This is a genomic window from Methylobacterium sp. J-043, from assembly GCF_022829505.1.
Lineage (GTDB): Bacteria > Pseudomonadota > Alphaproteobacteria > Rhizobiales > Beijerinckiaceae > Methylobacterium > Methylobacterium extorquens_A.
On the sequence record NZ_JAKSYB010000075.1, the window covers coordinates 219,138 to 233,833 of the forward strand.

A 14,696-nucleotide genomic window follows, 5' to 3' on the forward strand; every position below is an offset into this window, starting at 1 on the left:
ACGCCACACGCCCCCTTGCGGATCGCCCCGCGCCCGTGCTCAGAGCCCCGCAGGATCAAGGAGAGACGGTGATGAACTCGGTCAAGGAACGTCTGGAAGCGCTCGGCCTGAAGCTGCCGAAGGCGGCGGCCCCGGTCGCGAACTACGTGCCCTATATCCGCACCGGCAACCTCGTCGTGATCTCCGGCCAGATCTGCTTCGGCCCGGACGGCACCCTGGACCCTGCCCACAAGGGCAAGCTCGGCGCCGAGGTTTCGGCCGAGCAGGGCATCGCGGCGGCCCGGCTCTGCGCGCTCAACGTGCTGGCCCAGGTCCAGGCGGCGGTGGGCGACCTCGACCACGGCGTCGTGCAATGCGTGCGGCTCGGCGGCTTCATCAACGCGGTGCCGAGTTTTTCGGGTCTTGCCCCGATCATGAACGGCGCCTCGGACCTGATGGTCGAGATTTTGGGCGACCGCGGCCGCCATGCCCGCTCGACGGTGGGTGTGGCCGAGCTTCCCCTCGACGCCGCCGTCGAGGTCGAGGCGATGTTCGAGGTCGCGTGAGCGGGGGGCTGGAGCGAGCGCCGGACTGGCTCATCGCCCGTCCGATCGCCCATCGCGGCCTGCACGACCGCGCCGCCGGCATCCCCGAGAACACCCTGGCCGCAGCCGAGGCGGCGGTGGCGGGCGGCTACGCCATCGAGTGCGACGTGCAGCTCAGCGCCGACGGCGAGGCGATGGTGTTCCACGACGAGGCGCTCGGGCGCCTCACCGGCGTCTCCGAGCCGGTGGAATCCCGCACGGCCGCCGAACTCGGCACGCTGACCGTGGCCGGCTCGGGGGAGCGCATCCCGACCCTGCCGGACTTCCTGGCGCGGGTCGCGGGCCGCGTCCCGGTCATCGTCGAGATCAAGTCGCGCTTCGACGGCGACCGGCGGCTCACCCGCCGCACCGCCGAGATCGTTGCCGGGCTCGACGCGCCGGTGGCGCTGAAATCCTTCGATCCGGGCATCGTCGCGACGCTCGCCGAGATCGCGCCGAACCTGCCCCGCGGCATCGTCGCGGAGGCGAGCCAGGACGATCCGCACTACGCCCTGCTGGCGTCGTCCGTGCGGGCCGAATTGTCGGGCCTGCTCCACCTGCATGTGAGCCGGCCGCACTTCCTGTCCTGGCGCGTCGGCGACCTGCCGGGCCCGGTCCCCTATCTCTGCCGCCGGCTCGGGAACATGCCGGTGATGACCTGGACGGTGCGCACCGAGGCGCAGCGGGTGCTGGCCCGCGAGCACGCCGACCAGATGGTCTTCGAGGGTTTTCGTCCGTAACGGGCTCCCAAAGGGCAAGCCCTTTGGCAGGTGCAGGGCAGAGCCCTGCCTCTTCAGGCGGCGCGCACGGTGTCGAGGAAGCGGGAGACCTCCGCGCCGAGATACTCGGACTGGCGCGACAGCTCGGTCGCGGAGGCGAGCACCTGCGCCGCCGCCGCCCCGGTCTCCTCCGCCGTGCCGGCCACCTCCGCGATGGTGCGCGTGACCGATCCGGTCCCGCTCGCGGCCTGGGCGACGTTGCGCACGATTTCCTGCGTCGCCGCGCCCTGCTCCTCGACCGCCGCGGCGATGCCGGTGGCGACGCCGCTGATCTCGCGGATGCGGCCCGAGATGCCGTCGATGGCCCGAACCGCCTGCCCCGTCGCGCCCTGGATGCGGCCGATCTGCCCGGTGATCTCCTCCGTCGCCCGCGCGGTCTGGTTGGCGAGTTCCTTGACCTCGGCGGCGACCACCGCGAAGCCGCGGCCGGCCTCGCCCGCACGGGCCGCCTCGATGGTGGCGTTGAGCGCCAACAGGTTGGTCTGGCCGGCGATGGTCGCGATCATCGCGACCACGTCGCCGATCCGCGCGGCGGCGTCCGAGAGGTCGCGCACGAGGGCCGCCGTTTCGCCGGCCTCGGCCACGGCGGCCTGCGCCAACGTCGCCGAGCCATCGACCTGCCGGCCGATCTCCTGCACCGAGGCGCCGAGTTCCTCGGCCGCGGCGGCCACCGTGCCGACATTGGCAGCCGCCTCCCCCGCCGCCGCGGCCACCGTGCCGGACTGGTCGGCGGTCCGGGTGGCGTTGGCGGTCATGGCCCCGGCGGTCGCTTGAAGCTCGGTCGCAGCGGCGGTCACGCCCGCGACGATGCCGCCGACCGCGCGCTGGAAGTCGTCGGCCAGGGTACGCGCGGCGGCCCGGCGCTGCGCCTCGGCGCCGGCGCGGGCGGCCTGCGTCTCCTCTTCGAGGACGCGGGTGCGGATCAGGTTGTCCTTGAACACCTGCACCGCCGCGGCCATGGCGCCGATCTCGTCACCGCGCCCCCGCCCCGGCACGGCCACCGCCGCGTCGCCGCCCGCGAGCGCACCCATCGCACCGGTCATCCGCGTGATCGGCCGCGAGATCCCGAACCAGCCGAACAGGGCGGCGGCGAGTGCCGAGAGCAGCGTCACGGCCATGGCGACCCAGGCGGCGGCCGTGGCGGAGGCCGCGCTTCCGACAGCGCCCTCGACGCTCTGCTTGGCGCCCCGCTTGTTGAGGGTGAGGTTCTCCTGAAGCGCCTTGGTCGCGGATTGCGCGAGGCCCAAGGCCTCGGGCCCGGTGAGGAGGGCCAGCGCCTCGGCTTGGCGCCCCTCCCGCATCAGGGCGACGATCGCCTCGACCCGCCCCGTATAGGTCGTCCAGGTCGAGGCGAAGCGCTCGTACAGGGCCCGTTCCTCGGGGGAGGCGATCATCGGCTCGTAGGCGCGGCGCAGAGCTTCGAGGGCCGCCTGGCTCGCCCGAACGCTCTTCTCGTTCTCGGCGAGCACGGCGCCGGTCGGCGAGGCGGCGACGTAGCGGTAGGTCTTCACCCGCTCGTCCCGCGTCGCGGTGCTGATGTCGCCGAGCAGCCCGACCGAGGGCAGCCAATTGTCGGCGATGTCACGGACTTCGTGATCGATGGCCGCCAGTTTGACGACGCTGATCCCCCCCTGAACCGCGGCAACCACGGCCAACAGGCTGAACGAGCCCGCCAGGGCAGTCTTGAGGGACATGCGCATCATGAATCCGGGGGTAGGTTGTACGCTCAGGGCGCCACCTTGCCGCAGATTACTTAAGGTTCTCTCGATTTCTGCAGGAAAGTGCATGCGGCGGCCTGCACCGCAGGCTCGAACATGCAGGGTGCCGGATCACGACTGCGTGTGGAGCAATGCCGTCTCCGGCCAACTCCTCCGGTGTCACCTTCCCTCGTCATCCGGAGGCCGCACGGCGGAACCCGGGATCCATTCGTGATGCGACACCGAAGCATGGCGTCGGGGTCAATCGTGGATTCCGGGTTCGCTTGTCAGCGCCCCGGAATGACGGGGATGGGGGCTGAACCGAACCCATCAACCGGACACCGTACGAGCCGGAGGATGTCACGCGCCGACATGCTCCGGCCTCCTTGCCTTCGCCCGAAGCGTTACCGGCTGCCCTCCGGCCGCTCCGGCGAGCTCTTCTTCTCGGTCGCGGCCTCGGGCTGTTTCACGAATTCCGCGAGGTAGCTCTTCCACAAGCTGGCGAATCGCAGCGACTGGTGGCCGTGCGTGTCCGGCGAGGTCGGGACCAGCACGAAGCGACCGTCCTTCACCCGCGCGATCGCCGCGTTCATCACGTCGAGCTGGGGCGGGTTCAGCTCGTCGTCGGCGAAGTTCACCGCCAGCACCTTCGCCGTGATCTTTTCGAGGTCCGGCGACGGGTCGTAATCGTAGGAGGAATCGAACCAGTACAGCCAGTCGTTGGCGTCGGCCTTGTTCTCGTAGCCGGCGATCATCTTGTCGTAGGCCGTGTCGGCCGCGGCGCGGGTCGGGGCCTGCTTCTGCAGGCCGAGCACGCTCTCGGTCATGATGTTGAAGATCGGCAGGATACGGCCGAAGCTGCGGGGCTGCGCGGTGTACTCGCCGCCCTTCCAGTCGGGATCGGTGCGGATGCCCTCGATCAAGAGGCGCCGCCACAGGGCGTTGCGCCCGCTCACCGGGATCGGCTGGCTCGCCACCGTCATCAGCAGGTCCATGCTGCCGGGATAGCGCTCGCCCCACATCCAGGCCTGCATCCCACCCATGGAGGTGCCGAGCACGAGGCGCAGGTGCTTGACGCCGAGCCCCTCGGTGACGACCCGGTGCTGGCCCTCCACGACGTCGCCATAGCCGTAGCGGGGGAAATGCGCCTTGAGGCCGTCGGACGGTTTCGAGGAGCCGCCGCGGCCGAGCCCGTCGGGCAGGATCACGTACCAGCGCCCGGCATCGAGCGGCGCGCCCTCGCCGAACAGCTCCGGCCCGAGCGTCGGGATCAGGAAGCTCTTTCCGGTGCCGGTGGTGCCGTGCAGGACGAGGACGGCGTTGTCGATCTCGCCGTCCGCGCCGCGATGCGGCGTGCCCAGCGTGGTGTAGTGCAGCTTCACCTTGTCCAGGCTCTCGCCGCTGGCGAACTTGAAGTTTTCGGCGACGAAATCGCCCTCCTGCTGACCCGGATAGGCGGTAGCCGGCGCAGCGAGGACCGGGGCCGGCGGGAGGCTGGCGGCGAGCGGCGTCAGCGCCAAGGACGAGATCAGCAGAGCCGTGCGAAGCGAGCGTATCCGAGCACCCATCAAGCGTCCTCCTCGACCCATCCGAACGAGCGTTCCACCGCCCGCCCCCAGCCGGCGAACAGTGCTCGACGTTCTTCTGCCTCGATACGCGGATGCCAGCGCTTGTCCACGGCCCAGTTGTCGCGAAGATCTTCGAGGGTTTTCCAAAAACCGGTGGCAAGCCCCGCAGCGTAGGCTGCCCCCAGCGCCGTCGTCTCCGAAACCTTCGGGCGCAGGGTCGGCCGGTCGAGGATATCGGCCTGGAACTGCATCAGCAGGTCGTTGACGGTCATGCCGCCGTCGCAGCGTAGTTCGGCGATCGGACAGCCGGAATCGCGCTCCATCGCCTCCAGCACCTCGCGGGTCTGGTAGGCGGTGGCCTCCAGGCAGGCGCGGGCGATGTGACCCTTGTTGGCGTAGCGGGTCAGGCCGATGATGAGGCCGCGGGCGTCGTCGCGCCAGTGCGGGGCGTAGAGGCCGGAAAAGGCCGGCACCACGTAGACGCCGCCATTGTCCTCGACGCTGCGGGCCAGCCCCTCGATCTCGCTCGACGCGCCGATCAGCCCGAGATTGTCGCGCAGCCACTGCACCAGGGCGCCGGTGATGGCGATGGAGCCCTCCAGCGCGTAGGCGGGGGGCTGTCCGTCGAGCCGGTAGGCCACCGTCGTGACGAGCCCGGCCGAAGAGGTGACGGGCTCGGGGCCGGTATTCATCAGCGCGAAGCAGCCGGTGCCGTAGGTGTTCTTGGCCTCGCCCGCGGAAAAGCAGGTCTGCCCGAACAGCGCCGCCTGCTGGTCGCCCAGAATGCCGCCGAGCGGCACGCCGGGAAACGGATCGCGGGCCTCGCCCAGTACGGCGCTGGAGGAGACGATGCGCGGCAGCACCGCCCGCGGGATGCGGAACACGCCGAGCATCGCCTCGTCCCAGTCGAGGGTCGCGAGCGACATGAGCTGCGTGCGGCTGGCATTGGTCACGTCGGTGACGTGAAGCCCGCCATCCGGGCCGCCGGTGAGGTTCCAGACGAGCCAGGAATCGATGGTGCCGAACAAGGCGCGGCCGTCCTCGGCCTTCGCCCGCGCCCCGTCCACGTGGTCGAGCAGCCACGCGAGCTTGGAGGCGGAGAAGTAGCTCGCCAGCGGCAGGCCGGTGCTGGCGCGGAAGCGGTCGCGCCCGCCATCGCGGGCGAGCGCGGCGACGGACCGGTCGGTGCGGGTGTCCTGCCAGACGATGGCATCGTGCAACGGCTCGCCGGTCTGCCGGTCCCAGAGCACGGCGGTCTCGCGCTGGTTGGTGATGCCGATGGCGGCGAGATCCCCCGGCGCCAGCCCGGCCCGGGCCAGCCCTTCGCGCATCACCGCGTGGGTGTTGCGCCAGATTTCCCTCGGGTCGTGCTCGACCCAACCGGGACGGGGAAAGATCTGCTCGTGCTCGCGCTGGGCCTGCGCCAGGATCGTTCCCCGGCGGTCGAACACGATGAAGCGCGTGCTCGTGGTGCCCTGGTCGATCGCCCCGACCGCATCCGGCATGGCCACTCTCCCGGCGTCTTCCGCGTCCGGGATTTTTCGACCCCGGCTCGGCCCCGATCCTACACGAGGCGGCGTGGGCCGGAACCGGTCACCCGGCTTGCGCGCGCTCCAACTGGGCCGGTGTGTTCTGCGCCTCCATCTGCCGGGCCATGTCGGCGGCACTCATCCCCGAAGCGTCGCGCCGGGACGGGTCTGCGCCTTGGGCGAGCAGCAGATCGACGATCTCGGTGCGGTCGAACATCGCCGCCACCATCAGCGCGGTGCGGCTGCCGTCGCCGACCCCATCGACCTGCGCGCCGTGCTCCAGGAGCAGCCGGACGATGTCCGCATCGCCCTTGAAGGCGGCGCCGGCGAGTGGGGTCTGGCCGCGGTCGTTGGCGAGTTCGGGATCGCCCCCGGCCTCCAGGATCACGCGGGCCGTCGCCGCCTGGCCGTTATAGGCGGCCAGCATCAGCAGGCTGTCGCCCTTGTCGTTGCGAAGGTTCGCCGGCAGCCCTTGCCCGAACAGCTCGGCCAGTTCGTCGGCATGGCCCATCCGGGCGTACTGGAAGAGGCGAGCCGCGAAGGCGAGGGTCTCGTCGTCGAGGGCGGGGCGGTCAGCGTTCGGATCGGCCTGCATCGGAATCTTTTTGAGGCTTCGTGACGGGTTGGGCCCGTGCATGTGGCGTTTCCAAGGGCTTCGTCCAGTCAGGCGGCCTCGCGATCGTTCGGACGGGATCGAGCCGCGGCGCGCACGGCCATCGCCTCCTCCCGCTCATGCCCCCTCCCCCAGAACGCCGCGACCGTTGGGCCCATTCGTGTCAGCGGATCGCGCAGCCAAGCCAGAATCTCGTGGGGCCAGACCCGCCGGCCCATCTGCGTGTACCAGCGCATAGCGTGGCGCAGGCGGGGATCGCGGTTCAGGTAGGTGCGCGCCAGCGCCTTCGGGCGGGCCTGGAGGATCACCTCGATCAGCTTGAACCAGAGCAGCACCCGCCAGGGCGGCATGTGGCGGGTGGCGAGCACCTGATGCTTGTAGTCCCACCGCCGCCGGTCGAGCTGGATCACCCGGCGCTCCTCGGCAAGCCGGAAGTAGGGCGTCCAGCGGTGCGGCGTGACGTAGAGCATCTGGATCTGGTCGGGATCGTAGGCGAGGAGCTGCCGCAGGCCGCGCCAGTAGTCGCGGTCGCGCTCCTCCTCGAATCCTACCACCCAGGTCGCCATGGAGAGGATGCCGTTCGCCCGCAGGAGGCGGATCGCCTCACGGTCGGTCGTCGTGGTGGCGCCCTTGCGGATCAGGTCGAGGGTGGCCGTATCGGTGCTCTCGAGGCCGAGCAGGAAGCGCTCCCATCCCGCCCGCTTGTAGAGCGGCAGGATGTCGGCATCGCGGACGATGTCGTCCGCCCGCGTCGAGCCGACCAGGATGAGATCGACGTTCTCGGCAATCAGCGCCTCAAGGAAAGTGCGCCAGACCTTCTTCGAGACGGTGGGATTCTCGTCGGCGAAGTTGATCACCCGCACGCCGTGCTCCCGGTGGAGCCGGGCGAGTTCGGCGGCGAAGCGGACGGGATCGCGGTGGCGCCAGCGGGTCCAGAAGCCGCGCTGGCCGCAATAGGTGCAGGGATGCGGGCAGCCGCGGGAGAACTGGACGACGACCGCACGCAGGCCGCCCCAGTAGCTGTAACGGGCGTGGTCGATCAGCTCCCAGCCGATCCGGTAGGCGTCGAGATCGCGGATCAGCGGGGCCGGCGGCGTCTCCCGGACCGTCTTGCCGTCGCGGTAGGCGAGGCCGGGCACGTCGTCGAGCGGCCGTCCTGCCGCGAGCGCCGCCATGAGCCGCCGGGCGGTCTCCTCGCCCTCCCCGCGCACGATGGCGGCGACGTGGGGCTCGGCTTCCAAGATCTCGCGCCCGTGATAGGTCGGGAAGACGCCGCCGTAGACGATCGTCACGCTCGGCATCGCAGCGGCCACCCTCAACGACACCTCTGCGATGACCGGGTGCCCCGAAGTCGAGCCCGAATGGCCGAACAGGACCGCCTCGGGCGCTCGCGCCACGATCTCCCGGACGAGGTCCGGCAACGGCACAGGCCCGAACTCGGCATCGATGAGCGAGACGGCGTGGCCGTCGTCGATCAGCGGGCCGCCGATGGCGAGCAGACCCAATGGCGGCAGATGATCGTCGGGGATTCGGCTGCCGATCGCCGGGTGGGGCACGTTGACGAGCAGAATCTTCATCGCGTGCTCCAGACATGAGCGAGGGTTCGCAGAACCGGACGAATCCTGCGTCGAGACCGGGCCGGACGGCCGGGCCGTGGTTGTGACGGTTCAGGCGGCCCGCGGTACCGCGGGCGGGTTCAGCCCGCCGAACCGGCGGTCGCGGGCGGTGAAGTCGGACACCGCCGCGGCGAGGTCGGTGGCGCCGAAATCGGGCCACATCCGGTCGGTGAAGTGCAGTTCGGCGTAGGCGGCCTCCCAGAGGAGGAAGTCGGAGAGCCGCTTCTCGCCCCCCGTCCGAATCAGGAGATCGACGTCCCCGTCCGCTCCCAGGGCCTCGCTCAGGCCCTCGCGGCTGAGGCCCGCCGGCCCGAGCCGGGCGGCGGCGGCGAGGATCGCGTCGCGCGAGGAGTAATCGACGGCGATGCGCAGGTGCAGCCGGTCACCCGTGGCGGTCGCGGCCTCGGCCCGCGCGATCGCCTCCGGGATGCCGGGCGGCAGGCGGTCGCGGCGGCCGATGACCGTGAGGCGGGTGCCGCTGCGGGCGAGCCGGTCGGTCTCGCCGCGCAGATAGGCCCGCAACAGCCGCATCAGCCCGCCGACCTCCTCGGCCGGGCGGCGCCAGTTGTCGCTGGAGAAGGCGTAGAGCGTCAGCGTGCCGATGCCGAGCGCGGGAGCGGCCTCCGCCACGCGCTGGATCGTCTTGACGCCCGCCCGGTGGCCCGCACCCCGAGGTAGGCCGCGGGCGCTCGCCCAGCGGCCGTTGCCGTCCATGATGATCGCCGCGTGAAGACCTGATCTGCGATCGAGAGGGCTTTGCATCGTAAAGTCTCCGGGCGAAGTGCGAGACACGCGGGGGACGCGGCGTTCGGTGGAATGTCGGGAGTGGTCGTCAGACCGGTTCGGCGAGGCCGGAACGGTCCTGGGCGGCGGGCCGGTCCTCGGCAGCCTGGGACCGGCCAGCGGCATTCTGTGGCTTGCCCGCGGCTTGTGCGGCGTCGCGCACCACCTGCTCCAGCACCCCGAGATAATCGAGGAAGCGGGAGCGCCCGGAAGGCGTCAGTCGGCAGAGGGTCTGCGGCCGGTTCTGGTCGTAGCCCTTTTCCAGGCTGACGAGGTCGGCCTCCTGCAGCACGGCGAGGTGGCGGCTGAGATTGCCGTCGGTGAGCCCGCACAGGCGCTTGAGATCGGGGAAGGCGAGACCGCGGGGATGCGAGACCAGGGAGGTCAGCACCGAGAGCCGCGCCCGCTCGTGGATGATCCGGTCGAGCCCCTCGTAGGAGAAGCGGGCGTCGCTGCGATCAGAGGTCGGCATCGGCGTCTCCGTCGGCAGATCTGTCAGTCGATCCGTCAGTCGATCCGTCACTTGGGCCCGAGTGGCGGTGGATGATGATGGCGACGAGCCCCTGCCCCACCGCGAAGGGCACGCCCATCAGCCAGGGCGAGAGGTGGCGCGTCTCGCTGGCGAGGGCCAGCACCGTGAGTCCGGCGAGCAGGTACCACGCGCCCGCCAGCGGCACGGTGCGGGGCAGGATGCGGGCGGAGGCGAACAGGCCGAGCCCGACCAGAACCTGCCACAGGCCCGGCAGCATCCAGAGCTGGTCCGGCGCGAAGCGGGCGAAGACGAGCCCGAGGCAGAGGCCCGCCCCACCCGCGGGTAAAAACCCTTCGATGGCGCTGAACACCATCGCGTCGGCCAGCCCCGAATGGACCCGGCGCGAGCGGCGCACCGCCTCGAAGCCGATCAGGAGGCAAGCGGTGACGGCAGCGGCGACCCAGAGGCCGAAGAAGACGACCGGCCGTGCGGTTGGGTCGTCGAGCAGCAGGGACTGGGCCCCCGCGACGACGAGGGCGAGCGCGCCGGTCGCGGCGAGCGTCGCCGCGCCGAGGCCGCGGAAGGCCGTGTCCCGCGCGATCTGCATCCGGATCGCGACGATGTCGGCCAGCGCCCTGTCGAGGTCGCCGTGGGTGTCACGCATGGGGTTCGTCTTCCCGCGTCGAGGCGCGCTTTGCATTGCAAAGTACACGCGGGTGCAGAGCCGTCAAGCGGCATTCGTTCGGATGAGCGCGATGAGGACGGTGGCGGCCGGAGTGGGGATGAAACGAAGCCGCCGCGCCGATGATCAAATCGGCAGACAGGTGTCGAGGAGGAGCCTCACGCGTCCGCGTTACCCTCGAACAACCGGATGATCTCCTCCCGGTGCATCGTGTCGAAATCGTCCGGTACCAGATCCGTCCGGCGAGGAATCCGATAGGTCGCGTGCGCGGCAGATCCGCCTCAGCCGCGCGGAGGATGACCGTTTTCACGGCGGTCTCCCTGCGATGAGAACGCACGGAAGCCAGTCCGGGCCCGAAACGGCCGCAAGCCGGGACAATCTCGGACCGTTCGGACTCTTCCGGAGATCGCCCGACGGGCCCATATTGTCGCCATGCCCGCACCCAAGAATCCGCGCGTGAGCCCGGCCCAAGCACCCGCCAAGGCGACGGCCAAAGCACCGGTCAAGGCGACCTCGAAGACGACGGCGAAGGCCGACCGGCCCGAGCTGATGCCGCTCGACGAGCATCTCGCCGCGCTGCTCAATCCGGCGCTCAACCGCAACCGTCTGAAGGCGGCCGAGCCCGTGCCGGAACCGCCCCGGAAGGGACGCGGACAGAAGGGTGAGGCGAAGGCCTACAAGAAGATCGCGAAGGACGGTTTCGCCGAGGCGCCGCAGGCGGGCTTCGCCATCGGCGACGCGGCCGACGTCGATCCGCGGCTGGCCCTGGCGCTCGGCCTCGTGCCGCCCGATGACGGCCCGGCACCGGAAACCGCGCCCGAAGCGGAGGCGCCCTCGCTCGCCACCGAGGGCGTCTCGGCCACCGTCGAGGCGCTGGAGCGGCTGCTCGTCGAGGGCAACCCGCTGTTCAAGAACGGCGAGGCCTGGGTGCCGCACCGCCCGGAGCGGCCGGCGAAATCGGAGGGCGGCGTGACGTTCACGCTGAAATCCGAGTTCACCCCCGCTGGCGACCAGCCGACCGCCATCGCCGCCCTGGTCGAGGGTGTCAGGACCGCCGAGCGCGATCAGGTGCTGCTCGGCGTCACGGGTTCGGGCAAGACCTTCACGATGGCCAAGGTCATCGAGGAAACGCAGCGCCCCGCCCTGATCCTGGCGCCGAACAAGACGCTCGCCGCGCAGCTCTACGGCGAGTTCAAGAGCTTCTTTCCCGACAACGCGGTCGAGTACTTTGTCTCGTACTACGACTATTACCAGCCCGAGGCCTACGTCCCCCGGTCCGACACCTTCATCGAGAAGGAAAGCTCGATCAACGAGCAGATCGACCGGATGCGCCACTCCGCCACCCGCGCCCTGCTGGAGCGGGACGACGTCATCATCGTCGCCTCGGTCTCGTGCATCTACGGTATCGGCTCGGTCGAGACCTACACGGCGATGTCGTTCACCGTCACCCTCGGTGAGCGCATCGAGCAGCGCCAGCTCATCGCCGACCTCGTGGCGCTGCAGTACAAGCGCATCCAGTCGGACTTCGCCCGCGGCACCTTCCGGGTGCGCGGCGACGTGATCGAGCTGTGGCCGGCCCACTTGGAGGATCGCGGCTGGCGCATCGGCCTGTTCGGCGACGAGGTGGAATCCATCGTCGAGTTCGATCCGCTGACCGGCAAGAAGCTCAACGAGCTGAAGTTCGTGAAGGTCTACGCGAACTCGCACTACGTCACGCCGCGCCCCACCCTGCAGCAGGCGATCAAGGGCATCAAGACCGAGCTGAAGAGCCGCGTCGAGGAGCTGACCCGGATGGGCCGCCTCATCGAGGCGCAGCGGCTGGAGCAGCGCTGCACCTTCGACATCGAGATGATCGAGGCCACCGGCGCCTGCAACGGCATCGAGAACTATTCGCGCTACCTCACCGGCCGCAAGCCCGGTGAGCCGCCGCCGACGCTGTTCGAGTACCTGCCCGACAACGCCCTCGTCTTCACCGACGAGAGCCACGTCACGGTTCCGCAGATCGGCGGCATGTACAAGGGCGACTTCCGCCGCAAGGCGACGCTGGCCGAGTACGGCTTCCGCCTGCCCTCCTGCCTCGACAACCGCCCCCTGCGGTTCGAGGAATGGGACGCGATGCGCCCGCAATCGGTCCACGTCTCGGCGACCCCGGCCAAGTGGGAGATGGAGCGCACGGCCGGCGTCTTCGCCGAGCAGGTGATCCGCCCCACCGGCCTCGTCGATCCGGTGATCGAGATCCGCCCGGCCCGCTCCCAGGTCGATGACCTGCTGGGCGAGGTCCGCGAGGTCGCCCAGGCCGGCTACCGCACCTTGGTGACGACGCTGACCAAGCGCATGGCCGAGGATCTCACCGAGTACCTGCACGAGAACTCGGTGCGAGTGCGCTACATGCACTCCGACATCGACACCCTGGAGCGCATCGAGATTATTCGCGATTTGAGGTTGGGTGCCTTCGATGTTCTCATCGGCATCAACCTCCTGCGCGAGGGACTCGACATCCCCGAATGCGCGCTGGTGGCCATCTTGGACGCCGACAAGGAAGGCTTCCTGCGCTCCGAAACCTCGCTGATCCAGACCATCGGCCGCGCGGCCCGCAACGCGGATGCCCGCTGCATCCTCTACGCCGACAACATCACCGGCTCGATGGAGCGGGCGATGGCCGAGACCGAGCGGCGGCGCCAGAAGCAGCTCGCCTACAACGAGGAGCACGGCATCACGCCGCAATCGGTCAAGCGCGGCATCAGCGACATCCTCGAGAGCGTGTACGAGCGCGACCACGTCCGCGTCGATACGGGGCTGGCCAAGGACGCGATCACCGTCGGCCACAACCTCAAGGCGGTCATGGCCGACCTCGAGAAGCGGATGCGCGCGGCGGCCGCCGATCTCGACTTCGAGGAGGCGGCGCGGCTTCGCGACGAGCTCAAGCGCCTCCAGGCGACCGAACTCATGGTCTCCGACGATCCCATGGCCCGGCAGGGCGACATCGAGCGCGAGGCCGGCCGGTACGGGCAGAAGGGCAGCCGCATCTCGAAGCCCACCCTCGACAATATGGGCCCGGGCACCGACCGCGAGCTGCCGGCCGACGCCGTACCCTGGCAGGAGCGGCCCAAGGCGCGCTCGACGCAAGGACTCGGCGGCCAGAAGCCCCGCTACAAGGGCGGCGGCGGGCGCAAGCGGGGCTGAGGCGCCCGAACGCGGAACCTCGGCCGTCGCCTGCGATTGGCTCTTCAGATCCTGCCACCGCCGGGCGGCTCGGCTGCGAGGCCGCCCGGCGGCGCCAAGCGTAATGGCGCAAAGCGTGATGGAGCCGACCGATGCGATCCCCCTCTCCCCTCAGTCGCGCCGCTCTGGGTGCTCTCCTCGGCAGCCTGATCCTGTCGGTGCCGGTGCAGGCCCAGAGCGCGGCCAACCCCAACGATCAGCCCACCGCCGGCACCCTGCCCTCCGGCACCGATACGGTGCGCGGCAACGATCGCTCCGCTGAGCGGCCGACCGGCGAGGTCTCGCCCCCGAGCGCAATCCGCTCCTCGACCGCGGTGGTGCCGGAGGGCAAGAGCGGAAAGACCGTGCGCACCAATCCCTCCGATCACCTCTCGAAGCCGTTCCGCTCGAACCACGAGAACTGATCCGCAACCCCACGCCTGCGTTCGCCGTTGGACCGGCACGGCCGCTGCAACGGGCGTGAATGGTAGCGTGAACCGGCGGGAGGAAACGCATGGGGCTGCTCGATCAGGTCATCGGCGGAGTCGTCGGACAGGTTTTGGGGGGCGGGCGCGGCGGGGCGCTGGCCTCGCCGGTGGTGAAGGCGCTCCTCATGCTGCTGCTCGCCAAGGGCGGGGGTGGGCTCGGCGATATCTTCGGCCGCGGTTCGCCGGGATCCGACGGCCGATCCTTCCCCGGACCCGGCTCCGACGACGGCGATCTCGGCGGGTTCAACCAGGGCCGCCGCAGCGGGCCACCGGCTCAGGGGAGCGAGGCCGGCAACGACCTCGGCGGCGATTTCGGCGACCTCGCCGGCATGCTCGACGGCCCCGGCGACGGCCATTCCGGGCACCGTTCGCCCGGCGGAGGCCCCTATGCCGGGCTCGACCGTGAGCCGGATGACGGCAGCGGCGCGGCCTCCCACGGACTCGACGGCCTGATCCAGGGCTTCGAGCGCAGCGGCCTCGGCGACGTGATCGGCTCGTGGATCGGCCACGGCCCCAACCGCGAGATCGCGCCGAACCGCCTCGCTGAGGCGCTGGGTCCGAACACCCTCGACAGCTTGAGCCGCGAGACCGGCCTGCCGCGCGAGGATCTGCTCGGGCAGCTCGCCCAGGCCCTGCCCGGTGTGATCGACGCGCTGACGCCCCAGGGCCGGGCGCCGAGCCGTGAGGAACGCGGCGGCTGGTGAG

13 protein-coding genes are annotated in these 14,696 nt (G+C 70.4%); 5 read left to right on the plus strand and 8 right to left on the minus strand.

Annotated features, from left to right (window positions below; translation table 11 throughout):
- Positions 1-71 precede the first annotated feature (71 nt).
- On the plus strand, positions 72-545 hold the full coding sequence (locus MKK50_RS24225; protein ID WP_253369864.1) for a RidA family protein: 474 nt from the start codon (positions 72-74) through the stop codon (positions 543-545).
- On the plus strand, positions 542-1,303 hold the full coding sequence (locus tag MKK50_RS24230) for a glycerophosphodiester phosphodiesterase family protein (RefSeq protein ID WP_499025734.1): 762 nt from the start codon (positions 542-544) through the stop codon (positions 1,301-1,303). Before MKK50_RS24225 ends, MKK50_RS24230 begins: the two co-directional genes overlap by 4 nt.
- Positions 1,304-1,356: 53 nt before the next feature.
- Here MKK50_RS24230 and MKK50_RS24235 read toward each other — a convergent pair whose 3' ends face one another.
- From MKK50_RS24235 to MKK50_RS24270, 8 genes are all read right to left on the minus strand, one after another.
- The gene (locus MKK50_RS24235; RefSeq protein ID WP_499025735.1) at positions 1,357-3,042 is read right to left on the minus strand and encodes a methyl-accepting chemotaxis protein; all 1,686 of its coding nucleotides are present in this window, start codon (positions 3,040-3,042) and stop codon (positions 1,357-1,359) included.
- Positions 3,043-3,443: 401 nt separating this feature from the next.
- On the minus strand, positions 3,444-4,607 hold the full coding sequence (locus MKK50_RS24240; RefSeq protein ID WP_499025736.1) for an alpha/beta fold hydrolase: 1,164 nt from the start codon (positions 4,605-4,607) through the stop codon (positions 3,444-3,446).
- The gene (glpK, locus tag MKK50_RS24245; protein ID WP_499025737.1) at positions 4,607-6,112 is read right to left on the minus strand and encodes a glycerol kinase GlpK; all 1,506 of its coding nucleotides are present in this window, start codon (positions 6,110-6,112) and stop codon (positions 4,607-4,609) included. Before glpK ends, MKK50_RS24240 begins: the two co-directional genes overlap by 1 nt.
- Before the next feature lie 88 nt (positions 6,113-6,200).
- Positions 6,201-6,731, minus strand: coding sequence for an ankyrin repeat domain-containing protein (locus tag MKK50_RS24250; protein ID WP_499025738.1), 531 nt, complete (start codon positions 6,729-6,731; stop codon positions 6,201-6,203).
- Between the two features lie 68 nt (positions 6,732-6,799).
- Positions 6,800-8,326, minus strand: coding sequence for a magnesium-protoporphyrin IX monomethyl ester anaerobic oxidative cyclase (gene bchE / locus MKK50_RS24255; RefSeq protein ID WP_499025739.1), 1,527 nt, complete (start codon positions 8,324-8,326; stop codon positions 6,800-6,802).
- 90 nt (positions 8,327-8,416) lie between these two features.
- Complete coding sequence (locus MKK50_RS24260) at positions 8,417-9,127, minus strand: di-trans,poly-cis-decaprenylcistransferase (RefSeq protein ID WP_253369875.1); 711 nt, start codon at positions 9,125-9,127, stop codon at positions 8,417-8,419.
- A gap of 70 nt (positions 9,128-9,197) precedes the next feature.
- Positions 9,198-9,620: a transcriptional regulator gene (locus tag MKK50_RS24265; protein ID WP_253369877.1), complete on the minus strand. Its 423-nt coding sequence runs from the start codon at positions 9,618-9,620 to the stop codon at positions 9,198-9,200.
- The gene (locus MKK50_RS24270) at positions 9,607-10,284 is read right to left on the minus strand and encodes a hypothetical protein (RefSeq protein WP_253369878.1); all 678 of its coding nucleotides are present in this window, start codon (positions 10,282-10,284) and stop codon (positions 9,607-9,609) included. The genes MKK50_RS24265 and MKK50_RS24270 overlap by 14 nt, the downstream gene beginning before the upstream one ends.
- A 450-nt stretch (positions 10,285-10,734) precedes the next feature.
- Here MKK50_RS24270 and uvrB point away from each other — a divergent pair, with 450 nt between their 5' ends.
- From uvrB to MKK50_RS24285, 3 genes are all read left to right on the plus strand, one after another.
- Positions 10,735-13,485: an excinuclease ABC subunit UvrB gene (gene uvrB, locus MKK50_RS24275; protein WP_499025741.1), complete on the plus strand. Its 2,751-nt coding sequence runs from the start codon at positions 10,735-10,737 to the stop codon at positions 13,483-13,485.
- A 131-nt stretch (positions 13,486-13,616) separates the two neighbouring features.
- Entirely contained in the window at positions 13,617-13,928 is a 312-nt protein-coding gene (locus MKK50_RS24280; RefSeq protein ID WP_499025742.1) for a hypothetical protein, read from the plus strand.
- 89 nt (positions 13,929-14,017) lie between these two features.
- A complete protein-coding gene (locus MKK50_RS24285) occupies positions 14,018-14,695 on the plus strand; it encodes a YidB family protein (RefSeq protein ID WP_499025743.1) in 678 nt (225 codons plus the stop codon).
- Position 14,696 lies beyond the last annotated feature (1 nt).